The following is a 25,378-nucleotide window of genomic DNA, read 5'->3' as shown; positions in this document are numbered from 1 at the left end:
ACTACTCCGGCGCTTCCTCCGCGTCGCTGCGGATATCGATCCGCCAGCCGGTCAACCGAGCGGCGAGCCGGGCGTTCTGGCCTTCCTTGCCGATGGCCAGGGACAGCTGGAAGTCCGGAACGACCACCCGGGCGGACTTGGTTGCCGCGTCGATCACCGTCACCGACACCACCTTGGCCGGCGACAGTGCATTGGCGACGAACCGGGCCGGGTCCGGGTCCCAGTCGATGATGTCGATCTTCTCGCCGGAGAGCTCACTCATCACATTGCGCACCCGCTGACCCATCGGGCCGATGCAGGCGCCCTTGGCGTTCAGGCCCGACACCTTGGAGGCGACCGCGATCTTCGAGCGGTGCCCGGCCTCGCGCGCCACGGCGACGATGTCGACGGACTTGTCGGCGATCTCGGGCACCTCCAGGGCGAACAACTGGCGCACCAGGTTGGGATGCGTGCGCGACAGCCGGATCTGGGGCTCCCGGTTGCCGCGGGTTACCCCGAGCACAAAACAGCGCAGCCGATCGCCGTGCGCGTAGCTCTCTCCGGGCACCTGTTCGGACGACGGGATGACGCCCTCGGAGAATTTGGTGTCGCTGCCCATCCGCAGCACCACATCGCCGCGGGCGTTGGCCCGGGCGTCGCGCTGCACGACGCCGGCCACGATGTCGCCCTCCCGGGCGGAGAACTCGCCGTACATCTTCTCGTTCTCGGCGTCCCGCAGGCGCTGCAGCATGACCTGGCGGGCGGTGGTCGCGGCGACGCGTCCGAATCCGTCCGGGGTGTCGTCCCACTCGCTGATCAGCCGGCCGTCGTCGTCGTGCTCGGCGGCCATCACCCGCACCTCACCGGTCTTGCGGTCGATGTCGATGCGAGCCTCGGCCTGGTGTCCTTCGGTGTGCCGGTAGGCCGTCAGCAGGGCGGTCTTGATGGTCTCGAGCAGTTCCCCTTCGGGAATTCCCCGCTCGCTCTCGATGGCGTGCAGTGCGGCCATGTCGATGTTCATTCGGCAGCCTCCGTTCCGGTCTGCGGGCCGGGGACTCCGGCCAGTTCCAACTCGCGCGGGTTCGGTGTCGAAAACTCCACCTGCACAACAGCTTTCTCGATATCGGCCAGGGGAATCCGGCGCACGGCCACGTCCCGCCCGGCGCGCACGACGAGATCGAGCGCCCCGTCGTCGACCCGGCCGAGCCGGCCGGTCACCGTCGCGCCGTCGGCCAGCGCCAGTTCGGCCTTGCGCCCGCGGGCGCGTCGGAAGTGCTTCTCGGCGGTCAGCGGCCGGTCCAGGCCCGCGGAGCTGACCTCCAGCAGATAGGCCGGGGTGTCCTCCGGCAGCGCCTCGTCGAGCAGCGCCGAGGCGCGTCGGGACAGGTCGGCGATGACGTCGAGGTCCAGCGGGGTGTCACCGTCGGCGATCACGGTGATCCGGGGCGAGGTTCCGGTGACGACGAGGACATCCTCGACGTCATAACCGGCCTCGGCGAAGTCGGCGGCGAGCAACTCGATCACCTGCGGTGGCGAGGGCAGCCCGGCGAACTGCTGCGTCACGGCGAGCTCCTCATCTTGAGTTGTCCACGGTCGGTCGGTACCGGGCATCCGGCACGACATCGGCCACCCAGGATACGCCAGGGTTGCCGGCCGGATACTCAGAAACGTCTGTTCTCCGGCCACGCCGCGCGACACCACGGCACGCCTGCGCCCGCGCGGACGCGACAGTGGCAGGATGTGGGCCGTGCCCGCCGACACCCCGTTGAGCCGACGCTCGGTGTTGCGTGCCGCCGTGGGCGCCGCGGCGATCGGCGTGCTGGTCTCCGCGTGCGGCCACGACGAGCACAATGAGCCCGATACGCTGCTGCCGCAGTTGGAGGCGGCTCGCTCCGATGCGGCGCTGGCCACCGCCGCCGCGGCCGCCCCGGGCCTGAGCCCGGCCACCGTCGCGGCCTACACCGAGGTCGCCACCGAACGCGGCAAGCACGCCGATGCGCTGGCCGCCGAGATCACCCGGGCCATCGGCAGCTCCCCCACGAGTTCGACGACGGCCGCCGGCGGCACCGCCGCAGCCCCGGCCCCGGCCCGCCGCGACGTGGTGGCCGCGCTGACCCGCTCGGCCGAGTCCGCCTCGGGGCGCGCGGTCACCGAGTCGGGGTACCGCGCCGGGCTGCTGGGTTCGATCGCGGCTTCCTGCACGGCGCTGTATCTGGTCGGTCTTCCGGAGGAGCCCAAGCCGTGACGTCCGTCGAACCCCGCCCGAGCACACCGGCTACCACCACACCCGCCCCCAGCGCGACACCGAGGCCGTCGTCGACCACGCCGAGTACCACCGCGTCGACCCCCAGCAGCACCACCACCGAACCCCCGACGACCTCATCGGCACCGGATCGGCCCACCGACCCCGGACCGGCCGCGCTCTACGACGCGATCGCCACCGAGCACGGGGTGATCTACGGCTACGGCATGGTCTCGGCGCATTCCTCCCCCGAACTCAACCCGCTGGTCTCGGAGGCGCTGAGCAGCCACCGGGAGCGCCGCGAACACGCGATCGCGCTGGCCGGCGAGCTCAAGACCACCGCGCCGCTGCCCGCCGTCGGCTATCAGCTGCCGATCACCGTCGAGAACCCCACCGATGCGGCGACCCTGGCCGTGCGGATGGAGGAGGACTCCGCGACCGCCTGGCGTGCTGTCCTGGAGCAGACGAATTCCGAGGAGGCCCGCAAACTGGCGGTGACCTCGCTGACCGACGCCGCGGTGCTGGCCGCCCGCTGGCGGGCCGAGTCCAACCGGTCCCCGGTCACCGTGGCGTTCCCGGGCGGCACCGAATAGGCCGGTCAACCCGGCACGGCTATCCTGAGCAGTGCAGCTGGTCTGCCGTCGTGTCCTCGGGCGCTTCGGCATCGAGTGGCGGGCGCTGGTCACCAGTCCCGTCACGAGAGGGAACCCGGTGAGAATCCGGGACTGTCCCGCAGCGGTAAGTGGGAACGACCACCGTCAATAAGCACTGGTACGCAGGGCCCTGCATCCGGGAAGCGACGGTCAGTAGGAACACCGGATCGTTGGTGTGCGCCCGCGAGTCCGAAGACCTGCCAGTTGTGCCGGGCGTGCCACGCCCGGCGCGCGTCGCCTCGCGGACTGGGCGGATGGTCGCAGACGGTGGTCCCGGCGTTCTTCGGTGACCGGTCCCCTGCTGCGACGACGTCCTGATACGGCGGCGAGTAACCCTGTACCGAAGGACGTCATATGAGCACCGCACCGTTTACCGCCACTGTGCTGGGGACCCCCCGCATTGGCCCGAACCGTGAATTGAAGAGGGCCACCGAGAAGTACTGGGCGGGCAATTTCTCGCGCGCCGAGCTGGAGTCGGTCGCCGCCGGACTGCGCCGCGACACCCTGACCGCACTCAAAGCCGCCGGCCTGGACTCGATCCCGGTCAACACGTTCTCCTACTACGACCAGATGCTGGATACCACCGTGCTGCTCGGCGCGCTGCCGGCCCGGGTCGCCGGAGTCGCCGACGACCTGGATCGCTACTTCGCCGCCGCCCGCGGCACCCAGGACATCCCGCCGCTGGAGATGACCAAGTGGTTCGACACCAACTACCACTACATCGTCCCCGAGATCGGGCCCGAGACGACATTTACCCTGAACCCGGCGAAGGTGCTCGCCGAGCTCGCCGAGGCGAAGGAACTGGGGGTGCCCGCCCGCCCGGTGATCATCGGGCCGCTGACCTTCCTGCTGCTCAGCAAGGCCGTTGACGGCGCGGAGGCGCCCGTCTCCCGCCTCGACGAGCTGACCGATGTGTACGCCGAGCTGCTCGGCGCGCTGGCCGACGCCGGCGCGCAGTGGGTGCAGATCGACGAGCCGGTGCTGGTCACCGACATCTCCGACGACGCCCCGGCGCTGGCCGAGAAGGTCTACAACCGCCTGGGTGCGCTGACCAAGCGGCCGTCGATCTTCGTCGCCACCTACTTCGGCGACCCGGGCGCCGGGCTGCCCGCGCTGGCGCGCACTCCCATTGAGGCGATCGGCGTCGACCTGGTCTACGGCCCGAACACCGCTGTCGCGTCGGTGCCGGAGCTGGCGTCGAAGACCCTGGTCGCCGGTGTGGTCGACGGCCGCAACATCTGGCGCACCGATCTGCAGGCCGCGCTGGCCAAGCTGGCCGCGCTGATGGGCCCGGCGGGGTCCGTCGCTGTTTCCACGTCGTGCTCGACGCTGCACGTGCCCTACTCGCTGGACCCGGAGATCGGTCTCGACGACGCGCTGCGCAGCTGGCTGGCGTTCGGCGCCGAGAAGGTGGCCGAGGTCGCCACCCTGGCCCGCGCCCTGCGTGACGGGCGCGACGCCGTCGCCGACGAGATCGCCGCGTCCAACGCCGCGGTCGCCTCCCGTAAGTCCGACCCGCGGCTGAACAACGCCGCGCTGCGCACCCAGATCGCCGGGATCCGGGCGGCCGGTTCCCAGCGCGGTTCGGCCGAGGTGCGCCGCGCCGCTCAGGAGCAGCGGCTGCACCTGCCGGCGCTGCCGACCACCACGATCGGCTCGTTCCCGCAGACCGTCGACATCCGCAAGGCCCGCGCCGCGCTGGTGGCCGGCCAGATCGACGAGGCCGAGTACACCAAGCGGATGCAGGATGAGATCGCAGCCGTCATCAAGCTGCAGGAGGAACTCGGCCTGGACGTGCTGGTGCACGGTGAGCCGGAGCGCAACGACATGGTGCAGTACTTCGCCGAGCAGCTCGACGGCTTCTTCGCCACCCGCAACGGCTGGGTGCAGTCCTACGGCAGCCGGTGCGTGCGCCCGCCGGTGCTGTTCGGCGACGTGACCCGGCCGACGCCGATGACGGTCGACTGGGCCACCTACGCCCAGTCGCTGACCGACAAGCCGGTCAAGGGCATGCTGACCGGGCCGGTCACCATCCTGGCCTGGTCGTTCGTCCGCGACGACCAGCCGCTGGCCGACACCGCCTATCAGGTCGCGCTGGCGATCCGGGAGGAGACCGTGGACCTGGAGTCCGCCGGTATCGCGGTGATCCAGGTCGACGAGCCCGCGCTGCGCGAGCTGCTGCCGCTGCGCGACGCCGACAAGCCCGCGTACCTGGATTGGGCGGTCGGCTCGTTCGTGCTGTCCACCTCGGGTGTGGCCGACAGCACCCAGATCCACACGCATCTGTGCTACTCGGAGTTCGGCGAGGTGATCGGGGCGATCGCCGACCTGGACGCCGACGTCACCTCGATCGAAGCCGCGCGTTCGCACATGGAGGTGCTCGACGACCTCAACGCAATCGGGTTCTCCAATAGCGTCGGACCGGGGGTCTACGACATCCATTCGCCGCGGGTGCCCTCGGCTAAGGAGATGACGGCGTCGCTCCGCGAAGCCGTCGCTGCGGTGCCGGCGGAGCGACTGTGGGTGAACCCGGACTGCGGTCTGAAGACCCGCAAGACCGACGAGGTCACCGAGTCCCTGCGGAACATGGTGCTAGCGGCGCAGGCGGTGCGCGAGGAACGAGCGTGACGCCGTAGCGCGTGACAGCCGTAGCGGCGCAGGCGGTCCGCGAGGTGTCCGCCTAACCCGCCCGGAAATTAGGGCGTTGCGCCCCGGGGGCAATCCCGGGGCGCAGCGGGTTGGTCCCGGCGTCGGAACCACCCGGTACCGTTTTCACCCGAGCATGTGAGTTGGAGGACCCTGTGCAGTTGAACACCGTCGCGCTGGAGCTGGTGGCGCCCAACGTCGAGCACGGCGTCGAGCGTGCCCACGAGGACGCGGAGAAGGTGCTGCGCCACAGCGCGCAGTCCGGCATCGCCGGGCGCATCGGCCACATCATGATCCCGGGGATGATCCCCGAGGACAACGACCGTCCGATGCCGATGAAGCCGAAGCTGGACGTTCTCGACTTCTGGTCCATCCTGGGCCCGGAGCTGCCCGGGGTGAAGGGCCTGTGCACCCAGGTGACGTCGTTCACGGACAAGGCGGCGCTGGGCGAGCGGCTGACCGTGCTCAACAACGCAGGATTCGACGGCATCATCTTCGTCGGGGTGCCGCGGACCATGAGCGACGGCGAGGGCGGCGGGGTGGCGCCCACCGACGCCTTGTCGATGTTCGCCGATCAGGTCGACAATCGCGGGGCCATTCTGATCCCGACTCGCGACGGCGAGCAGGGCCGGTTCGAGTTCAAGTGCGCCCAGGGTGCGACGTTCGGCATGACCCAGTTGCTGTACTCGGATGCGATCGTGGGCTTCCTGCGCGATTTCGCCCGAGAATCCGACCACCGGCCGGAGCTGCTGCTGTCCTTCGGTTTCGTGCCGAAGTTGGAGGGCAAGGTCGGGCTGATCAACTGGCTGATCCAGGACCCCGGCAACGAGGCCGTCGCCCGCGAGCAGGAGTTCGTCCGCCGGCTGGCCGGCGACGAACCCGCGGGCAAACGCCGCGACCTGGTGGACCTCTACAAACGGGTCATCGACGGCGTCGTCGACCTCGGCTTCCCGCTGAGCGTGCACTTCGAGGCGCCCTACGGCGTCTCGGCCCCGGCGTTCGACACCTTCGCCGAGATGCTCGCCTACTGGTCCCCCGACGCCGGCTGACCGGGTCGGCGTTCGTCAGGGCACGATTCCGCCGGTGGCCAGTACCAGCTGGCCGGTGATCCACCGCGCGTCCGACGAGGCCAGCAGCGACACCGCGTCGGCGATGTCCTCCGGCTGACCGATGCGCCCCAGGGGCGTCCGGGCGATCAACGCGGCGTTTTGCTCCGGCGTGTTGGTTCCGATGAGCTCGGTGGCGGTGAAGCCCACACCGATGGTGTTGACGGTGACGTTGCGTGGCCCCAGCTCGACCGCCAGCGACCGGGTGGTGCCCTCCAGACCGGCCTTGGTTCCCGAATAGACGGCACTCCACGGCACCGGGTGCACAGTGACGCACGAGCTGATGTTGATGATCCGTCCACCCTCGGCCGGAAACAGCGGCGCGGCAGCCTGAATGGCGGCGATCGGGCCGATGATGTTCACGTTGAACTGCTTGTGGGTGAACTCCTCGGTGACGTCCTCGATCGGTTCCCGGCCGACCTCCTGCACGGCGTTGTTGACCAGAATGTCCAGGCGTCCCAGTTCTTTTACGGTCTGCTCGACGAGGCCCTGCGCCTGTTTCCAGTCGCCCATATCGGCCTGGATTGCGATGGCCTTACCGCCGGCCTGCCGGATGCTCTCCACCACGCCCTCGGCTTTGTCCGCCGAGGCGACGTAGTTCACCACGACCGTGGCACCGTCGGCGGCCAGCCGTCGTGCCGTGGCCGCGCCGATTCCGCGCGACGATCCGGTCACGATGGCGACCCGGCCCTCAAGATTCGACATGGGAACTCACTCTCTTTGCCCGGCTGTACAGAGCTGTATAGATGGGAAGGGGCGACCGGAAGCCGGTGATCACCGCCACAATCCCATTCAAACGGCCGACGAACGGCGGCAACAGCCGCCGAACACGAGCGATTCAGCGCCCGGAATCCGCCAAATGGCGGTCTGTGCCGCCGGAACGGCGCCCGCCGTCAGTCCCCCGCGGTGGCCGCGTGGGCGCCGGCGCGACGGCCGGAGAACACGCAGTCGGCGATCGACAATCCGCTGACGTAGGAGTTGGCGCAGATCCCGACGGCGGTCCGCCCGGCCGCGTACAGACCCCGGATCGGCGTGCCGTCGGCCCTGGTGACCTCGCCGGTCTGCTCGTCGACGCGCACCCCGCCGAGGGTGAACATCGGGCACGGGTAGATGACGCTGGGCCGCACCGAGATGTCCAGCAGGGTGTAGGGCCCGTCGCCGATCACCCGGGTGAAATCCGCCGGCTTGCCCATCGGGTCGGGTTGTCCCGCGGCGATGGCGTCGTTGTGGGCGGCGACGGTGACGGCCAGCCCGGCCGGGTCGATACCGGCCTTGCGCGCCACCTCCGCCAGGGTGTGCCCGCGGACCCGGCCGCTGGCCGACAGGCCCACGGCCAGCACCAGCTGGAACCACAGGGACTCGCGCGGCAACTGCCGAGTGGCCTCGCGCATGGTCGCGGCGTCGGCCAGGATCCAGCCGCGTCCGTCGTGTTCGCGGACCAGCTGGCGTCCCAGTGCGGCGCCGTAGCGGCTCTCGTCGATCATCCGCCGTCCATTCTCGTCGACAACGATGGCGCCGAAGAACGTGCTGGGCGGGGTGATGAACCGCCACGCGGACACATCGTCGAGGTGGTCGGTGACGCCGCCGGCCGCCACCGCCATCGCGATCCCGGCCCCGTCGTCCCCGGTGGTGCCCAGGGCGAGCCCGCTGGTGAATTGCGGTGCGTGGGTGGCGATCATCTCGGTGTTGGCGATGTAGCCGCCGGCGCACAGGATGACGCCCTTGCTCGCGGCGATTCTGATCTGCTGACCGAACCGCTTCTCCAGCAGCGCCATTCGCGATTCCAGCACGCGCCGCAGCGGCGGGTAGTAGATGCCGGGCTTGGCGGCGATCGCGGCCATCCGGGCGAACCGGCGCCGGACGCGGTCCGGGGCGCCGGCCAGCGTGACGGCGTCGGCGCCGATAACCCGACCGCCCTCGATGATGAGACCGGTCACCCTGGTGTGTAACTGAATTCGCGCCCCGGAGCGCCGCACCGACGCCGCCAGCGGATCGTAGACCTGCTTGCCCGACGCGCCGCGCCCCTTGGCCCGATGGCCCCGCTGGACGGGCGGGGTGAGGTCCCGGAACGCGCCCGCGCACTCGCTGCCGGAGTAGTACAGGTAGTAGCGGTTGTTCGGGTACGACGTCTTGTACGGGCACACCGATGCGTCGAACGGGACACCGTGGCCGGATAGCCAGTCGATCATCGCCGGGCTGGTCGCCACGAAGCGTTCCAGCGTCTCCGGCCGGACCGCGTCACCGACCTCGGCGCGCAGGTAGGTCAGCATCCCGTCGGCGGTGTCGTGCACCCCGGCGGTGCGCTGCACCGAGGTTCCGCCGCCGGCGTAGATGATGCCACCCGAAATCGCCGTCGCGCCACCGCCGTTGAACCGGTCGACGACCAGCACATCGGCGCCGGCCGCCCGGGCCTCCAGGGCTGCGCACGCACCGGCCGCACCGAACCCCACCACCAGAACCTCGGTCGACACAACCGGCCCGCTCACGTTTTGGCTCACGGTTGCCGATGCTAGACGAGGACTCTTCTCATAGCGGGGTCCGGGCGACCGGGGCCACAGTCCTGCTGTCTCAGTGGTTGGAGTTTGCGGCGTGTGCGGCGGCCCGGTCGACGATCCGCGCCAGCGGCGGCGGGCTCTTCTGATCCAGCGGGAACACCCCCGGGACGTCGAGGAAATCCTCACCCATGACCTCGCGGATGACCTCGGTGTAGGTGGCGTCCATGAAAAACCGCTCGCCCTTGATCTTGTCGCCCTCGAACTCCATCACCACGTTGTAGCGACCGGTCTTCCGTTCGCCGTCGGCGGTGTCGAAGTAGATATAGGCCTCGCGGACCAGGCTGTTCTCGGCGATGGCGTGGGTGATTTTCTCCGCCCAGAAGTTCCGCGCATCACCGCCGGCGAGCAGTCGCCGGTACATCTCGGCAACCGCGTCGTACCCCTCGATCCGGAGATTGAGCCCCGGCAGCTCGAAGACCGGGACGTCGATGAGGGTCGCCATCGTCCGGTCGATATCGAGGTTGAACTCGGCCGCCTCGTGCTCCGCGAGCAGGGCTTCCATTTCCTCCAGCGTCAAAGTTGTTGCCATTTCACCTATCTCCTCATGTCAGCACCGCGCCCGATTGAGCGCAGCGACCTGATACCAAAGCCGACGCGATCCGATGAGCCGGTCCGATTCGGTTGGCCGTTGTGATATCGGCCATACTCCGATTGAAGCCGCCGCCGGCCGGCGGCAACAGCCGCCGAATGCCAGCAATCCAGGGCCGCCGATCCGCCAAACGCCGGGTTCGTTACGGCGGTCCCAGCTTCCCCTCGATTCCGTGGCCACTCGCTCCGCTCGCGTCCACTCCGTCGAGCCTCGCTGAACCGCCGGATTAGCGCACCCTAAGCAGCGGTGAACCTACTGGTCGCCCACGATGAGCACCGCCATCCGGTCAGGCCGTCGGCCAGTCGATGGTGAGCCGGCGCAGCATCTCCGCCGAGCTGTAGCGCATCCGGCCCACCGGTGTCCTGGGGTCGTAGCCGAGTTCCCGGGTGAGCGCTTCGTGGCGCACCTGCACCGTCGAATGGTGCATTTGCAGCGCCGACGCCGCGGACCGGATGCTGTCCGCCTCCACCAGCGCGCGCAGGATCATCGCCGTGCGAACATCGAGACGGCTCAACGCCGTCACATCGGGGTGCGGGTTGTCCGGATCGTAGGCTTGGGCGAGCACGAGCAGGGCGCCGAGGTCCACGGCATCGATGATCGGGTTATCCGGTTCGGCGAGGCGATAGGCGATCACCGCGGCCAGCCACGACTGGGGAGCGTGATCGGCACGCACCCACAGTCCCAGCCCGGCCCGGCCGGTGGGCACATCGGAGTCCGACGTCACCAGGGTCGCGCGCAGCAGCCCGTAGCGGGTGGGTACCACCGCAGAGAGCGTGTCGGCCAACGCCACCGACGGGGGCGTGGCGATGAGCCGGACGCGGGCATCGGTTTCGATATTGAGATCGGCCAACCCGGTGGCCCGCATATCGTAGGAGTGAGCCGCGTCGATCGCGGTCAGCAGCCCCGCCGGCGCGCGGTAGGCGCCGATGACCTCGGCCGCGACCGCAAGACGTTCGGCGATCAGCTCATCATTGGGTTGCGTCATTCCGCGCCGTTCCAGCCAGACCGGACCGGCGTGCGCGGCGATCTCCGGATTCGCCACGCCCACGCCGACGGTCTCGGGCAGCCGGCGCCCATTCGGTGCAAACCGCACGGTGAGCCCGTCATAGCGGACGCCGGCCGGCACCCCGGCAAGTCGGGCGGCCGCCCGGACCAGTTCATCCAGCGTGGCACCCTTGCGACTCAAACCGTCGAAGTACCGAACAATGGCCAGCGCTCCGCCGTCGCGGGCGTCCATCGGTTCGGGCATGGTCACTCCAAGTGGGGTGTTCGGCCCTTCAGCGTAGCGGCGCCGTCCCGGACGGGATCAGCACCGCTACCCGATGACGACCAGCAGGTCCCCGCCGTCGACGTGGGTGGTGGCGGAGATGGCCGTCCGGGTGATCGTCCCGGACTTCGGTGCGGTGATGTTGGCCTCCATCTTCATCGCCTCGATGGTGGCGATGGTCTGGCCCGCCTCGACCGTGTCCCCTTGGGTGACCGTCAGCGTCACCGCGCCGGAGAACGGCGCCGCAACCTGGTTCGGGTTGGCCTTGTCTGCCTTCTCGGCGGCCGGCACATCGGCGGCGATCGAGCGGTCCCGCACCCGGATGGGCCGCATCTGCCCGTTGAGCAGGCACATCACCGTACGCATGCCCTTCTCGTCCGGCTCGGAGATGGCCTGAATCCCGATCAGCAGCTCGACGCCCTTGTCGATCTTGACCCGGTGCTCCTCACCCTGGCGCAGCCCGTAGAAGAACTGGTTCGCCGAGAGCTGGCTGGTGTCCCCGAATTCGGCGCGGTGTGCCTCGAACTCGGCGGTCGGGCCGGGGAACAGCAGGGCGTTGAGCCGAGCCTGACGCTCCACTCCCGGCCGTTCCAGAACGGCCCGGTCCCCGTCGGACAGCGGGGTTTCCGCCCGGGCGGGGCCACGGCCGGCGAGCACCTTGGTGCGCAGCGGCTCGGGCCACCCGCCGGGCGGGTCGCCCAGCTCGCCGCGGAAGAACCCGATGACGGATTCGGGGATGTCGTAGCGTCCCGGGTCGGCGGCGAACTCCTCGGCCGTCGCACCGGTGCCCACCAGGGCCAGCGCCAGATCGCCCACGACCTTGCTCGACGGGGTGACCTTCACCAGGTGGCCGAGGATCCGGTCGGCGCCGGCGTAGGCGTTCTCGATGTCCTCGAACCGGTCACCCAGGCCCAGTGCAATGGCCTGGGTCCGCAGGTTCGACAGCTGGCCACCGGGGATCTCGTGGGTGTAGACCCGCCCGGTGGGCGACGGCAGGCCCGCCTCGAACGGGGCGTAGACCCGCCGGACGCCCTCCCAGTACGGTTCCAGGCTGCACACCGCGTCCAGTGACAGGCCGGTGTCGTACTCGGTGTGGGCCGCCGCGGCGACGATCGAGGACAGCGACGGCTGACTGGTGGTCCCCGACAGCGGTGCCGCCGCACCGTCGACCGCCGACGCGCCGGCCTGCCACGCCGCCACGTAGGTGGCCAACTGCCCACCGGGGGTGTCGTGGGTGTGCACGTGCACCGGCAGGTCGAACCGGGAGCGCAGCGCCGAGACCAATGTGTGCGCCGCCGGCGCCCGCAGCAGTCCGGCCATGTCCTTGATCGCCAGCACGTGCGCCCCGGCGTCGACGATCTGCTCGGCCAGCCGCAAGTAGTAGTCCAGTGTGTAGAGCTTCTCGTCCGGGTCCGACAGGTCGCCGGTGTAGGACATCGCCACCTCGGCGACCGTGGTGCCGGTGGCCAGCACGGCGTCGATCGCCGGGCGCATGGACTCCACGTTGTTCAGCGCGTCGAAGATCCGGAAGATATCGACGCCGGTGCGCGCCGCCTCGTCGACGAACGCGTCGGTGACCGCCACCGGGTAGGGCGTGTAGCCCACGGTGTTGCGGCCGCGCAGCAGCATCTGCAGGCAGAGGTTGGGCATCCCCTCGCGCAGCGCGGCCAGCCGCTCCCACGGGTCCTGCTTCAAAAAGCGCAGGGCCACATCGTAGGTCGCCCCACCCCAGCACTCCACCGACAGCAGCTCCGGCATCAGCCGGGCCACATACGGCGCCACCCGGGCCAGCCCGCTGGTGCGCAACCGGGTCGCCAGCAGTGACTGGTGCGCATCGCGGAACGTGGTGTCGGTGACCTTCACCCCCGGTGAATCCCGAAGCCACTTTGCGAATCCGGCGGGACCGAGCTCGTCGAGCAGTTGCTTGGAGCCGGGCTGCGGGTTGAGGTCGAGATCGACGCCGGGCAGCTTGTCGCGCGGGTAGAGCGCCGACGGGCGCTCGCCGTGCGGCCGATTCACCGTGACGTCGGCCAGGAAGCTGAGGATCTTGGTGCCGCGATCGGCGCTGGTACGGGCGGTCAGCAGGGCGGGACGCTCGTCGATGAACGACGTGGTCACCCGGCCGGCCAGGAAGTCCGGATCGTCGAGAACCGCCTGCAGGAAACCGATGTTCGTCGACACCCCGCGAATGCGGAACTCCGCCAGGGCACGACGGGCCCGGCGCACCGCGGTCGCGAAATCGCGGCCACGGCAGGTGAGTTTGACCAGCATGGAGTCGAAGTGGGCGCCGACCTCGGCACCCAGGGTGGCGCCCCCGTCGAGGCGGATACCGGCACCGCCGGGACTGCGGTAACCGGTGATGCGCCCGGTATCCGGGCGAAATCCGTTGCCCGGGTCCTCGGTAGTGATCCGGCACTGCAGCGCCGTCCCGCGGATGGCGATCTCGTCCTGGCTCAACCCGAGATCGGCCAGCGACTCCCCCGCCGCGATCCGCAGCTGAGAGGACACCAGGTCCACGTCGGTGATCTCCTCGGTCACCGTGTGCTCGACCTGGATGCGCGGATTCATCTCGATGAACACGTACTCACCGCGTTCGTCCAGCAGGAACTCCACAGTGCCCGCGCAGGAGTAGCCGATGTGCCGGGCGAATGCCACCGCATCGGCGCACATGCGTTCCCGCAGTGCGGGATCCAGATTCGGCGCGGGCGCCAGCTCAATCACCTTCTGGTGCCGGCGCTGTACCGAGCAGTCCCGCTCGAACAGGTGCATCACGTTGCCATAGGTGTCGGCGAGGATCTGCACCTCGATATGGCGGGGGTTGATGACCGCCTGCTCGAGGAACACCATCGGGTCGCCGAACGCAGACTCCGCTTCCCGGCTGGCCGCCTCGATCGCCTCGGCCAGCTCGCCGGGCTCGGTGACCCGACGCATACCGCGGCCACCGCCGCCGGCAACGGCCTTGACGAACAGCGGGAAGCCCACCTCGGGCGCCGCAGCCTGCAGCTCGGCGATGTCCGAGGACGGCTCCGAGGACCGCAGCACCGGCAAGCCGGCGGCCCGGGCCGCCGCGATCGCGGTGGCCTTGTTCCCGGTCAACTCCAGCACATCCGCCGACGGTCCCACGAAGGTGATGCCGTTGCGGGCGCACTCGGCGGCCAGTTGTGGGTTCTCGGACAGGAATCCGTAGCCGGGGTAGATGGCGTCGGCGCCGGAGGCCAGCGCGGTGGAGACGATCTCGTCGACGCTCAGGTAGGCCCGAACCGGGTGGCCCTGCTCGCCGATCTGATACGACTCGTCGGACTTGAGCCGGTGCACCGAGTTGCGGTCCTCGTAGGGAAACACCGCGACCGTCGACAACCCCAGCTCGTAGGCCGCACGGAAGGCCCGGATCGCGATTTCACCACGGTTGGCAACGAGGACCTTGCTAATCATGAGTACCTATCCCAGGGGGCGTTGCGGCGGCCCGACGTAGTCGCTGAGCGGGCGGATGAGGGCATTGGAGGCGGCCTGCTCCATGATGTGGGCAGTCCAGCCGGTGATGCGGCTCATCACAAAAATCGGGGTGAAGCTACCGATGTCGAATCCCATCAGGTAGTAGGCGGGCCCGGTCGGGAAATCAAGGTTCGGCTTGATCTTGGTGGCAGCGTACATCGCGCTCTCCAGCACGTTGTAGATGTCCACCCAGTTCTGCCCGTCGCGGACGGCGGCGACCGCCAGCAGCGACTCCTTCATGGTCGGCACCCGGGAGTCACCGTTCTTGTAGACGCGGTGACCGAAACCCATCACCTTGTCCTTGCGAGACAGCTTGCCGTGCAGCCATTCCGCCGCCTTGTCGGGGGTACCGATTTCGATCATGTCATGCATGACGGCCTCGTTGGCGCCGCCGTGCAGCGCGCCCTTGAGCGCACCGATCCCCGCGGTGACCGCACTGTAGATGTCGGAGGTGGTGGAGGTGACCACCCGCGCGGCAAACGTCGAGGCGTTGAAGCTGTGCTCGGCGTAGAGCACCATCGAGGCGCCGAACGCCGCGACGATCTCCGGCTCGGGCACCTCGCCGAAGCACATGTTAAGGAAGTTCTCCGAGTAGCCGAGGTCGCTGCGCGGCTCGATCGGGGCCAGCCCGCGCCGGCGGCGCATGTCGGCGGCCACGATGGTCGGCAGCACCGCGAACATCCGCTCCGACTTCGCCAGGTTGGCCTGCTCACTGGGGTCGTCCTCGGCGGGATCCTGCGCGCCGAGATAGCTGATGGCGGTGCGCACGACGTCCATCGGGTGACAGGTCTCCGACAGACCGCTCAGCAGCGCGCTGAGCCCGGGGGTCAGCGCCCGGGCGGCGCGTTCCCGCTCGGTGAACGACGCCAGCTGCTCGTCGGTCGGCAGCTCGCCGTGCCACAGCAGCCAGGCGACCTGCTCGAAGCTGCAGTTGGCGGCGAGGTCCTGGACCGCGTAGCCGCGATAGGTCAGGGTGTTGGTCTCCGGCACCACCTTGGAGATGGCGGTGGTGTCCACCACGACTCCGGCCAGGCCCTTGAAGATCTTGCGGGGTTCGTCGGTGACGGTCATCGTTGTACTCCCTGCAATGCGAAGTTGTAGATGTCGGAATCGAACTGGTTGTACTCGGTGTAACGAAGCAGCTCGTAGAGCCGACTGCGGTGCTGCATCTGGTCCAGCAAGCCGGCTTGCGTTCCGGTCGAGTCGATTTCGCGCAGTCCGCGCTCGACGGCGCCCATCGCGATCCGAAGCGTGGTCACCGGGTAGATGACGATGTTGTAGCCGATGTCGGAAAGCTGTGCCGCGGTGAGGAGTTCGGACTTGCCGAATTCGGTCATGTTCGCCAGCAGCGGGGTCACCACCGCGGCCCGGAACTGCTCAAAGTCGGCCGGGGTGTGCAGCGCCTCGGTGAAGATGAGGTCCGCACCCGCGTCGGCGTAGGCCTTGGCCCGCTCGATCGCCGCCGGAATGCCCTCGATGCCGGCGGCGTCGGTGCGCGCGCAGATGATGAAGTTGGGGTCCCGGCGCGCGGTGACCGCGGCCCGGATCCGCTTGATCATCTCCGAGGTCGGCACCACGGCCTTGCCGTCGAGGTGACCGCACCGCTTGGGGTTGACCTGGTCCTCCAGGTGCAGGCCGGCCAGGCCGGCGTCCTCCATGACGGTGACGGTGCGGGCCGCGCTCATCGGCTCACCGAAGCCGGTGTCGGCATCGATGAACGTCGGCAGGTCGGTGACCGAGGCGATCTGGGCGCCGCGGCCGGTGACCTCGGTCAGGGTGGTCAGACCGATGTCGGGCAGGCCGAGGTCAGCCGAGAGCACCGCGCCCGAGACGTACACGCCCTCGAAGCCGAGTTCGGCGATCAGCTTGGCGACCAGCGGGGAGAACGCGCCCGGAAAGCGTTGCAGCTTGCCGGATTCCAGCCCCTGGCGGAACCGGCGTCGCTTGTCCGCCGGTGCCGACGGGGCGCCCAACAGCCCGGTCATCAGAAGATCCCCGCGCCGATGGTGGGGGCCTTGTCCAGCACAATCGGGTCGACCACGATGTTCAGCGCGTCGGCGCCGCCGGCCGGTGCGTCGGCCAGGCCGTCGACGACGGCCAGGAAGCGCTGCTGCTCAGCGGATTCGACGACGCCCTCGGACAGCTCGAGGAACTTGTTGATGTACTGCTGGCGGGCGAACGGCCGGGCGCCCAGCGGGTGCGCGTCGGCGACGGCCAGTTCGTCGGTGATGACCTCACCGTTTTTCAGCGTGATGACGGCGCGGGCGCCGAAGGCCTTTTCGGCCGGGTCCAGGCTGTGGTAGCGCCGGGTCCACTCCGGGTCCTCGACGGTGGAGATCTTGCGCCACAGCTCGACGGTGTCGGGCCGGTGCGCCCGCTCGGGTGCGTAGGACCGCTCGTGGTGCCATGTGCCGTCCTGCAGAGCGACGGCGAAGATGTACATCACCGAGTGGTCCAGGGTCTCCCGCGAGGCGTCCGGGTCGAACTTCTGCGGGTCCCCCGAGCCGGTGCCGATGACGACGTGCGTGTGGTTGCTGGTGTGCAGCACGATCGACTCGATGTCGTCGAGGTTGGAGATCTTCTCCCGCATCCGCCGCGCCAGGTCGATCGGGGCCTGGCTCTGGTATTCAGCGGAGTGTTCCTTGGTGTAGCTGTCCAGGATGGCGCGCTTGGGCTCGCCGGGGGCAGGCAGCGGCACCTGGTAGGTGTGCTCCGGGCCGTCGAGCAGCCAGGCGATGACGCCGTCCTCGCCCTCCCAGATCGGCGACGGGGAGCCCTCGCCGCGCATGGCCCGGTCGACGGCCTCGATGGCCACCTTGCCGGCGTAGGCCGGGGCGTAGGCCTTCCAGCTGGAGATCAGGCCCTTGCGGGACTGCCGGGTCGAGGTGGTCAGGTGCAGGGCCTGGCCGATGGCGTTGTAGATGGTGTCTTCGTCGAGGTGCAGCATGGTGCCGATGCCGGCAGCGGCCGAGGCGCCCAGGTGCGCGACGTGGTCGATCTTGTGCTTGTGCAGACAGATGCCCTTGACCAGGTCGATCTGGATCTCGTAGGCGGTGGCCAGGCCGCGGATCAGGTCGGCGCCGGTGGCACCGAGGCGCTGCGCGACGGCGACCAGCGGCGGGATGTTGTCACCGGGGTGGGAGTACTCGGCGGCCAGGAAGGTGTCGTGGAAGTCGAGTTCGCGGACCGCGACGCCGTTGGCCCATGCCGCCCACTCCGGCGAGTACGAGCCGGTGATGCCGAAGACACCGGAACCGGTGGTCGCGGGATGCGCCTGAGCCTGGACCCGGGCCACCGTGACGGGGCGGCGGATCACCGAGGCGGCCGACACCGACGCGTTGTCGATGATGCGGTTGAGCACCATTTCCTGGGTATCGGCGGGCACGGCCACCGGATCGGCCGCGACCTTGGCGATCTTGGCGGCAAGGTGCTCGTGGCGGGGGAAGTCTTCGGCGCTGCGGTGGGTACGGACGTCATGAATCTGCATAAGTTCGCACGGTACGCAGCTGCGGAAATCCGGGAAAGACCCGGTAATTGCGTATTTTTGCGTCCTTGTACCAATCGGTATGCAAACTTTGTGTAAGCCTCGCGGAGTATCGTCTGCGAACGTGGCGAAGAGTTTCGCCGGCGCCCGATTGCGGCGTCTGCGCGAGGAACGCGGCCTGACCCAGGTCGCGCTTGCCCGTGCGCTCGGCCTGTCCACCAGCTACGTCAATCAGTTGGAGAACGACCAGCGGCCGATGACGGTGTCGGTGCTGCTGTCGGTCACCGAGCGCTTCGACCTGCCGCCACAGTACTTCGCCACCGACTCCGACGCGCGGCTAATTGCGGACCTGCGCGAGATCCTGGTCGACGAGCGGGTGACCCCGGGTCAGATCGAGGAACTGGTGGCCCGGATGCCCGAGGTCGGGCAGACGCTGGTGAACCTGCATCGGCGGCTGCACGACACGAACGTCGAGCTGGAAGCGCTGCACGGGCAGGCCGCACCCGGCGCGACGGGGTCCCCCGAGGTGGGGCAGCCGATGCCGTTCGAGGAGGTCCGCGACTTCTTCTACGACCGCAAGAACTACATCGGCGAGCTGGATATGGCCGCCGAGGCGCTGTTCACCGAACACAACATGCGGGTCGGCGAGCTCGACGTTCGACTCGCCGAGCTGCTCGAGTCCACGTTGGGCATCCGGGTCATTCTCGACGACACCCTGGCCCCGAATGCCAAGCGGATCTTCGACAAGGAGAACCGGACGCTGAGGCTGGCGCGCTGGCTCTACCCGGGCCAACGGGCCTTCCAGCTGGCTACCCAGATCGCACTGCTGGAGTACTCGCCGGCGATCACGGCCCTGCTGGCCGCCGATGACCAGCTCAGCGCCGACGCCCGCGGGGTCGCGCGGATCGGTCTGGCGAACTACTTCGCCGGCGCCCTGCTGTTGCCGTACCGGCAGTTCCTGGAAACCGCCGAAGCGCTGCGCTACGACATCGATGCGCTGGCCCGACGCTTCAACGTCGGCTTCGAAACCATCTGCCACCGACTGTCCACCCTGCAGCGTCCCGACGCCCGCGGTGTCCCGTTCATCTTCGTCCGCACCGACAGCGCCGGGAACATCTCGAAACGCCAGTCCGCCACCGCATTTCACTTCTCCCGGGTGGGTGGCAACTGCCCACTGTGGGTGGTGCACCGCGCGTTCGCGCAGCCCGGCCAGTTCCTCACCCAGGTGGCCCAGATGCCCGACGACCGCAGCTACTTCTGGCTGGCCCGAACGGTGACCTCCGAGCCCAGCCACTACCTGGGCGCGCGCAAACGGTTCGCCATCGGGCTGGGCTGCGAACTCGCCCACGCCGACCGGCTGGTGTATGCGGCCGGGATCGACCTGTCCGACGCCGAGGCGATGGTGCCGATCGGCGCGGGCTGCAAGATCTGCGATCGTCCGGCCTGCCCGCAGCGGGCGTTCCCGTATCTGGGCCGTCCGGTGCTGGTGCATCCGGACTGGTCCACCGACCTGCCGTATCCCCCGGGCCGGTAGCGGCCTACAGGTGCGGGGCCTGGCTGATCTTGGTGTCCGGAGTGCCGAGGGTCTGGCAGTAGCCGGAGACCGCCGCCCGGGTGGCGGAAAGCTCCAGGTTCGACGGTTCGTTCTTGCCCTGGTCGGTCAGCATCTTGGTGATGGTCTCGTTCTGCGTCTTCTCGTCGGCGGCGGTGAACTCCTTGCAGGTGGTGTCCCCGCCCTTGTTCCCGATCGTCGACGAACAGCCGGTGACCAGCGTCGCCGCGGCCACCCCGGTGGCCAGCATCATTGTCCAGCGCTTCATTGCACACCCTCCCAAAGTTTGGTCAACCGGTTGTTTACCCAATTTTGCACCGGAGCACACCACGATATGGCGCGGATCACTTCGCGGCCAGCGTCAGTCCGAAGTCGCCGGCCGGATCGGTCCAGAACTCCACGGCCCGCAAGCCGGCGAGGTTGAGTTCGGTCGCGACGCCGTCGGGCCGGAATTTGGCCGACACCTCGGTCAGCATGGCCTCGCCCGCCGCGAAGTCGACGACCAGATCAAGCTCGGCGATGCGCACGCGCTGAGCACGATCGGACCGCAACCACATCTCGATGCACTCCGCGTCGGCGTTCCAGTGCGCGACGTGCGAGTAGGCCTGCGGATCGAAATCGGCTCCCAGCTCGGTGTTGATCACCGCCAGCACGTTGCGGTTGAACTCCGCCGTCACCCCGTCGGCGTCGTCGTAGGCGCGGACCAACCGTCCGGTGTCCTTGACCAGATCGGTGCCCAGCAGCAGATGGTCGCCGGGCGCCATGGCCGCGGCCAGCGCGGACAGGAACCGGGCCCGCGGGCCGGGGGTGAGGTTGCCGATCGTCGAACCGAGGAAGGCGAACAGCCGGCGTCCGCCGTCCGGGATGGTCTCCAGGTGTTTCTCGAAATCACCGCAGACGGCGATGATTTCGATGCCGGGATACTCCGCGGCGACAGCCGCGCCGACGTCGGCCAGCATGGCGGCGTCGACGTCGAACGGGACGTAGCGGTGCAGCGAACCGCGGTCGCGCAGCGCGTCCAGCAGCAGCCGGGTCTTCTCCGCATTGCCGCTACCAAGTTCGACCAGGGTGTCCGCGCCGGTGAGAGCGGCGATCCGCGCGGACCGGTCGGTCAGGATCGCGGTCTCGGCACGGGTCGGGTAGTACTCGGGCAGCCGGGTGATGCGGGTGAACAGCGCGCTGCCGGACTCGTCGTAAAACCACTTGGGGGGAATGGTTTTCGGCGTCTGCGCAAGGCCACTGCGGACGTCGTCCCGCAGCGCCCGATGTGCCGAATCGGCGCCGAGGTGGTTGGCCAGTTGCACCGGCATCACCGGCGTTCCAGCGGCATCAGGCGCACGCCGTGCGCGTCCACCTCGACCAGGTGACGATCCGGGATATCGCGCCAGCGCGGGTCGTCGTCGTAGGGTTCGCTGGCCAGCACCACCCCGGTGCCCAGGTTCAGCACCGACAGGGTCTCACCCCAGGTGGTGGCGAGCAGCCGGGTGCCGTCGCCGGCCAGGATGTTCAGCCGGGCCGAGGGGGCGGCGGCGCCGATTTCGACGACGGTGGCGGCCAGGTTGTCCAGGCCGCGGGCAAAGAGCAGTGCGGCCAACAGTGCACTGTCGCAGACTGATTCGGCGCGGTCGGTGTGCGGGAGCACCGCCCGGTCGACGGCGCCGTTGTGCGACAGCAGCCAGCACCCGTCGGTGAACGGCGACGTCGCGCTGGCTTCGATCGGCATGCCGGGGCTGGCCGAGCGCACCGCGGCCACCACGCAACCGCTGCGCAGCGCGGGTGCGATCGAGGCGAACGAGGCGTCGCCCCACAGCGGGGCGGCGCTGCGCCAGCGGCGCACGTCGGTGCCGTCGAGGAAGCCGACACCCCAGCCGTCGGCGTTGAGCAGGCCGTGGGTTTGGCGCCGGGGGGCATAGGACTGGTGCAGCAGCCCGTGGGCTGGATCCAGCATGAGTTCGGCGACCGACACGGGTGCGCCCAGATAGCCCAGATGCCGGCACATCAGGCGTCCCAGGCCAATCGGAGGCCGGCGAAGATCTGGCGTCGGTGAGGGTGATCCCAGTTGCGGAAGCTGGGCCGCAGGATGTCGGGGGCCACCGCCCAGGATCCACCGCGCAGAACCCGATAGTCACCCTCGAAGAACGGCTCGCTGTAGCGCCGGTAGATCATCGGCGTGAATCCCGGCCACGGGGCAAACCGCGAGCTGGTCCACTCCCAGACGTCGCCGAACAACTGCTGGACCCCGTAAGCCGAGGCGCCGGCCGGATAGGAGCCGACGGGGGCCGGCCGGCGCGCCGCCCCGCCGAGGTTGGCGTGGGCCGGGGTGGGTTCCGCACTCCCCCAGGGATATCGGCGCCGGGTGCCGGCCGCAGGGTCCCAGGCACACGCCTTCTCCCACTCGATTTCGGTGGGCAGCCGGGCGCCGGCCCAGGCGGCGTAGGCCTGCGCCTCGAAGTAGCTGATGTGTTGTACCGGTTCAGCGTCGGGGATCTCCTCGCGGTGTCCGAAGCGTGTCCGGGTGGTGTTGTCGGAGTGCCAGAATCCGGGGCGTTGCAGGCCGGCTTCCTCCCGGTGCGCCCAGCCCCGCGCCGACCAGTGCTGTGGGTTCCGGTAGCCGCCGTCGTCGATGAAGGCACGCCACTGGCCGTTGGTGACCGGTACCACCGCGATCCGGAACGCCGGGGCATCGACGGTGTGCGCGGGTCGTTCGTTGTCCAGCGAGTACGGCTCGTCTACCTGATCGACGCCCAGCGTGAACGGCCCGGCCGGCACCACTACCGATTCGCCTGCCAGCCCGGGGCGCCCGGCCGGTAGTGCGCACCCCGAATCCAGCAGTGGGACTCCGGTTCTCAGGTTGATGGCGGCCAGTATGGTCTCGTCGTGCTGGTGCTCGTGGCTAATCACCATGGCGACGGTGAAGCCCGGATCGTCGTCCGGCAATTCGTCGAGTCGGTCCAACACGGCGGTGCGCACGGTCGCGCAGTAGTTGCGTGCCTGTTCCGGGGAGAGCAGCGGCAGCTCGCCGCGGGCCGAGCGCGGGTGTACGAAGGCGTCGTAGAGGCTGTCGACGTCGGGTGCCAGGAGTCCGGGCCGGGTGGGGTCGCCGTCGCGCAACAGCCAGAATTCCTCCTGCTGCCCGATGTGCGCCAGGTCCCACACCAGTGGGCTCATCAGCGGATCGTGCTGGTGGCACAGGGTGGTGTCGTCGAGGTCGGTCAGCGTCAGGGTCCGCTGCCGGGCGCGGTGCAGTCCGGCGGCCAGTGCGTCGCGGGTGCTCACGGCTGGTCCCGGGCGAGTTCGGCCAGGGCTGCGGGCAAACCGGCGTCGGCCACGCGATCGGTGAAATCATCGGCGGGACAGCGCCGTTGTTCGACGCGGTCCACCAGCCCGGCCATAGCGGGCTGCAGCGACGACGGCGCGCGCTCGGCGGCGACGGTCACGCAGCGGGTGACCGCGGTGTGCAGCGCCGGGTCGGCCAGCCCGATCCGGGCCGCGGTGGTCCAAGCGCCGGCGACGGGTTCGACGGCTTCGGCGGCCCGGCCCGCGGCGAGCGGGTCGTCGAGCAGGGTCGCCAGCGTGAACACCACGGCCGGCCAGAGATCGTGCGGGACGGCGTCGAGGTAGCGGATCTCCAGCCAGCCCCGCGGGCGTACCGGGGGGAACAGGGTGCTGAGGTGCTCGTCGAGGTCATCTGCGGTCGGGCGGCGGCCGTGCAGCCGAACACGACCGTCGGCCCAGTCGGCGAACGTCACCGGCTTCCCGGCTGCGGCACCAGCGTTGGCGGAACCGGTGCCGTCGGCATCGGGTGCGTAGGCCGCCAGCACCGGTGCGCCCAGGGCGTAGCGCGCCCAGCCGTCGGCGCCGTCGGGCACCGGTGCGCAGCGCGCCGGGTCCAGGCGCCCCCAGATGCGCCGGCGCTCGGACACCGCACCGGTGCGGGCTCCGCCCAGCATCGGCGAATTGGCGGTGATCGCGATCATCACCGGGCCCAGCGCGTGTGCCAGCCACAGTCGGGCCGGCCAGCCCGATCGCGGACCGGCATCGACGTTGACCTGCAGCGCCGCGGTGGAGGTCATCATCGCCGCGCCGTCGGTCCCGTGGCCGAGGGCACGGAAGCAACACTCCATGGCGCGGTATCGGCGCCCGGGATGGATGCGCCGCGGCGGACGCAGCGGGTCGGCGCCGAGCAGCACCAGACCCAGCCCCGCTTGCGCGCATGCGGCGCGCAGCACGGCGTGGTCGGCGGCCATCGCCGCGATGGCAGTCGCCGCGCCGTCGGCCGGCGGCCCGGAGAGCTCCAGCGCACCGCCGGGTTCGATGCTGGGCACGGCTTGACCGGGCAGCACCGGAAGTGACTCGACGATCGCGGTCAGTTCCGCCCATCCCGGTCGGCGCGCCGGATCGGCCGGGTCGACGCAGTGCGCTTCCAGTTCCAGGCCCACCTGCCCGACGATGCCGTCGTGCAGGTAGCCATCGATGATCTGCTGGACGGCCTCCTCGGAGCCGGCCAGCTCCATCTGCTCTGCGGTCTGCATAGGCGCCTCCCTAGCGCTCACCCTCAACTGCGAGCATGCGGGTGAGCAGGGCAATCATCAGGTCCTTTTCCTTCGGGGCACTCATAGCCACCATAAGCGTTATGGCGGCAAGGGCGTTGTTCGTGATCCGTGGGTTACCCGCAGCGTCGGTGAGTACACCGTTGCGGGCCAGAAAATGACGAACAGCGCCGCTGCTCGTTGATGGCGTATCCGCGCACCGGATAGTCCCGCAGGCGTTCGGTGGCCCAGATGCGGAACTGGGTCGCGACCTTGCTGTTGACCCGGTAGCCGACGGAGATGATCAGATCGAGGTTGCAACAGGTCAGCACGCGCTGAACGGTCCGGGAGCCCTCTACCGAGCCGCGCTCTTGATCAGCTCGGCGCGATCGAGCACCTCGCGGGCCTTCTTCACGTGTGCGGCATCGACCAGCACACCCTCGACGCCTACCGCGCCGCGGCCCGCGGCTTCGGCCTCGCGGTAGGCGGCCATATTGCGCTGTGCCAGCGCGATCTCCTGCTCGGTGGGCGCGAACACGGCGTTGGCGATCGGGATCTGCGACGGGTGGATCGCCCACTTGCCGGTGTAGCCGTACAGCGAGGAGCGTCGCGCCTCGGCCTCGTAGCCGGCCAGGTTCTGGTAGTCCGGGTACGGCGAGTCGATCGCGTCGATCCCGGCGATCCGGGCGGCGACCATCACCTTGTTGCGCGCGTACGCCCAGAAGTCACCGGGATACGGGTCCAGTGGGTCGAAGTTGGTGTCCACCCGCGCGCCCTGCGACAGCGAGAAATCGCCGACGCCGAAGATCACCGCGTCCAGCCGGGGACTGGCCCGCACGATCTCCTCGGCGTTGGCCAGACCCTCGACCTCTTCGATGAGCACCTCGAGCCGGATCTTCTTGCTCAGCCCGAGCTTCTCCTCCAGCTGGGTGAGCATGACGTCGACCCACCACACGTCGCGGGCGGTGAGCGCCTTGGGGATGACGACGGTGTCCAGGTTCGCACCTGCCCCGGTGACGACCTCGATCAGATCGTCGTGGCACCACGGCGTGTCCAGTCCGTTGATCCGGATGGCGCGGGCGGTGTGCCCCCAGTCCAGCTCGTTGAGCGCCTTGATCGCCTTGGCCCGGGATTCCACCTTCAGCGATACCGGGGTGGCGTCTTCGAGATCGAGGAAGACCAGGTCGGCGCCGCTGGATGCTCCCTTGGCGAACATGTGGTCATTGCAGGCCGGCAGGGCGAGCTCGGAGCGGCGCAGTAGCCCGGTCATCGAATCTTCGTTCC

Annotated in this window: 22 protein-coding genes and 1 riboswitch; of the genes, 5 read left to right on the top strand and 17 right to left on the bottom strand. The window is 69.3% G+C overall.

Features of this window, described 5'->3' with window-relative positions; all coding sequences use genetic code 11:
• Position 1: 1 nt before the first annotated feature.
• Complete coding sequence (gene nusA / locus G6N16_RS10615) at positions 2-1,000, bottom strand: transcription termination factor NusA (RefSeq protein ID WP_083030781.1); 999 nt, start codon at positions 998-1,000, stop codon at positions 2-4.
• Positions 997-1,542, bottom strand: coding sequence for a ribosome maturation factor RimP (gene rimP / locus G6N16_RS10610; protein WP_234805838.1), 546 nt, complete (start codon positions 1,540-1,542; stop codon positions 997-999). Before rimP ends, nusA begins: the two co-directional genes overlap by 4 nt.
• Before the next feature lie 175 nt (positions 1,543-1,717).
• On the opposite strand from rimP, the gene G6N16_RS10605 reads away from it, so the two are divergent.
• The 4 genes from G6N16_RS10605 (at position 1,718) to G6N16_RS10590 (ending at position 6,569) form a co-directional block, all read left to right on the top strand.
• Positions 1,718-2,224, top strand: a complete 507-nt coding sequence (locus G6N16_RS10605) for a hypothetical protein (RefSeq protein WP_083030783.1) — start codon at positions 1,718-1,720, stop codon at positions 2,222-2,224.
• Positions 2,221-2,814 (top strand): ferritin-like domain-containing protein, encoded by a 594-nt coding sequence (locus G6N16_RS10600; protein WP_083030784.1) that lies wholly within the window; start codon positions 2,221-2,223, stop codon positions 2,812-2,814. The genes G6N16_RS10605 and G6N16_RS10600 overlap by 4 nt, the downstream gene beginning before the upstream one ends.
• Positions 2,815-2,877: 63 nt before the next feature.
• Positions 2,878-3,093: riboswitch (cobalamin riboswitch) on the top strand.
• Between the two features lie 135 nt (positions 3,094-3,228).
• Complete coding sequence (metE, locus tag G6N16_RS10595; RefSeq protein WP_083030785.1) at positions 3,229-5,502, top strand: 5-methyltetrahydropteroyltriglutamate--homocysteine S-methyltransferase; 2,274 nt, start codon at positions 3,229-3,231, stop codon at positions 5,500-5,502.
• Positions 5,503-5,675: 173 nt separating this feature from the next.
• Positions 5,676-6,569, top strand: a complete 894-nt coding sequence (locus tag G6N16_RS10590; RefSeq protein ID WP_083030786.1) for a mycobacterial-type methylenetetrahydrofolate reductase — start codon at positions 5,676-5,678, stop codon at positions 6,567-6,569.
• A 15-nt stretch (positions 6,570-6,584) separates the two neighbouring features.
• Here the strand turns inward: G6N16_RS10590 and G6N16_RS10585 are convergent, their stop codons facing one another.
• The 8 genes from G6N16_RS10585 to prpD all read right to left on the bottom strand — a co-directional run bounded on the left by G6N16_RS10585 (position 6,585) and on the right by prpD (position 18,016).
• Complete coding sequence (locus tag G6N16_RS10585; protein ID WP_083030787.1) at positions 6,585-7,331, bottom strand: SDR family NAD(P)-dependent oxidoreductase; 747 nt, start codon at positions 7,329-7,331, stop codon at positions 6,585-6,587.
• Positions 7,332-7,519: 188 nt separating this feature from the next.
• Complete coding sequence (locus G6N16_RS10580; RefSeq protein WP_234805839.1) at positions 7,520-9,124, bottom strand: FAD-binding protein; 1,605 nt, start codon at positions 9,122-9,124, stop codon at positions 7,520-7,522.
• A 70-nt stretch (positions 9,125-9,194) separates the two neighbouring features.
• Positions 9,195-9,710, bottom strand: coding sequence for a nuclear transport factor 2-like protein (locus G6N16_RS10575; RefSeq protein WP_133052928.1), 516 nt, complete (start codon positions 9,708-9,710; stop codon positions 9,195-9,197).
• 346 nt (positions 9,711-10,056) lie between these two features.
• On the bottom strand, positions 10,057-11,019 hold the full coding sequence (locus G6N16_RS10570; protein ID WP_133052929.1) for a hypothetical protein: 963 nt from the start codon (positions 11,017-11,019) through the stop codon (positions 10,057-10,059).
• Between the two features lie 66 nt (positions 11,020-11,085).
• Positions 11,086-14,469 carry a pyruvate carboxylase gene (locus tag G6N16_RS10565; RefSeq protein ID WP_083030791.1) on the bottom strand — a complete coding sequence of 1,128 codons (3,384 nt, stop codon included), beginning with the start codon at positions 14,467-14,469 and terminating at the stop codon, positions 11,086-11,088.
• 6 nt (positions 14,470-14,475) lie between these two features.
• Positions 14,476-15,600 (bottom strand): bifunctional 2-methylcitrate synthase/citrate synthase, encoded by a 1,125-nt coding sequence (locus G6N16_RS10560; protein ID WP_083030792.1) that lies wholly within the window; start codon positions 15,598-15,600, stop codon positions 14,476-14,478.
• Complete coding sequence (gene prpB / locus G6N16_RS10555; protein ID WP_083030794.1) at positions 15,597-16,514, bottom strand: methylisocitrate lyase; 918 nt, start codon at positions 16,512-16,514, stop codon at positions 15,597-15,599. The genes G6N16_RS10560 and prpB overlap by 4 nt, the downstream gene beginning before the upstream one ends.
• Entirely contained in the window at positions 16,514-18,016 is a 1,503-nt protein-coding gene (prpD, locus tag G6N16_RS10550; protein WP_083030796.1) for a 2-methylcitrate dehydratase PrpD, read from the bottom strand. The genes prpB and prpD overlap by 1 nt, the downstream gene beginning before the upstream one ends.
• Positions 18,017-18,095: 79 nt before the next feature.
• Between prpD and G6N16_RS10545 the strand changes: the two genes are divergently transcribed.
• On the top strand, positions 18,096-19,547 hold the full coding sequence (locus G6N16_RS10545) for a type II toxin-antitoxin system RelB family anti-toxin (protein WP_083030798.1): 1,452 nt from the start codon (positions 18,096-18,098) through the stop codon (positions 19,545-19,547).
• 4 nt (positions 19,548-19,551) lie between these two features.
• Here the strand turns inward: G6N16_RS10545 and G6N16_RS10540 are convergent, their stop codons facing one another.
• The 7 genes from G6N16_RS10540 to G6N16_RS10510 all read right to left on the bottom strand — a co-directional run bounded on the left by G6N16_RS10540 (position 19,552) and on the right by G6N16_RS10510 (position 25,364).
• Positions 19,552-19,833 carry an OmpA family protein gene (locus G6N16_RS10540; protein WP_083030799.1) on the bottom strand — a complete coding sequence of 94 codons (282 nt, stop codon included), beginning with the start codon at positions 19,831-19,833 and terminating at the stop codon, positions 19,552-19,554.
• A gap of 76 nt (positions 19,834-19,909) precedes the next feature.
• Positions 19,910-20,875: an L-histidine N(alpha)-methyltransferase gene (egtD, locus tag G6N16_RS10535; protein WP_083030801.1), complete on the bottom strand. Its 966-nt coding sequence runs from the start codon at positions 20,873-20,875 to the stop codon at positions 19,910-19,912.
• The gene (gene egtC, locus G6N16_RS10530; protein ID WP_083030802.1) at positions 20,875-21,564 is read right to left on the bottom strand and encodes an ergothioneine biosynthesis protein EgtC; all 690 of its coding nucleotides are present in this window, start codon (positions 21,562-21,564) and stop codon (positions 20,875-20,877) included. The genes egtD and egtC overlap by 1 nt, the downstream gene beginning before the upstream one ends.
• Positions 21,564-22,841, bottom strand: a complete 1,278-nt coding sequence (egtB, locus tag G6N16_RS10525; protein ID WP_083030804.1) for an ergothioneine biosynthesis protein EgtB — start codon at positions 22,839-22,841, stop codon at positions 21,564-21,566. Before egtB ends, egtC begins: the two co-directional genes overlap by 1 nt.
• Positions 22,838-24,097 (bottom strand): ergothioneine biosynthesis glutamate--cysteine ligase EgtA, encoded by a 1,260-nt coding sequence (gene egtA / locus G6N16_RS10520; protein ID WP_083030805.1) that lies wholly within the window; start codon positions 24,095-24,097, stop codon positions 22,838-22,840. The genes egtB and egtA overlap by 4 nt, the downstream gene beginning before the upstream one ends.
• A 134-nt stretch (positions 24,098-24,231) precedes the next feature.
• Positions 24,232-24,426: a RhuM family protein gene (gene rhuM / locus G6N16_RS10515; RefSeq protein ID WP_083030807.1), complete on the bottom strand. Its 195-nt coding sequence runs from the start codon at positions 24,424-24,426 to the stop codon at positions 24,232-24,234.
• 23 nt (positions 24,427-24,449) lie between these two features.
• Positions 24,450-25,364, bottom strand: coding sequence for an HpcH/HpaI aldolase/citrate lyase family protein (locus G6N16_RS10510; RefSeq protein WP_083030808.1), 915 nt, complete (start codon positions 25,362-25,364; stop codon positions 24,450-24,452).
• Positions 25,365-25,378: the final 14 nt, after the last annotated feature.

The organism is Mycolicibacterium insubricum (assembly GCF_010731615.1).
GTDB classification, from domain to species: domain Bacteria; phylum Actinomycetota; class Actinomycetes; order Mycobacteriales; family Mycobacteriaceae; genus Mycobacterium; species Mycobacterium insubricum.
This window is presented reverse-complemented; position numbering and strand designations above follow the sequence as displayed.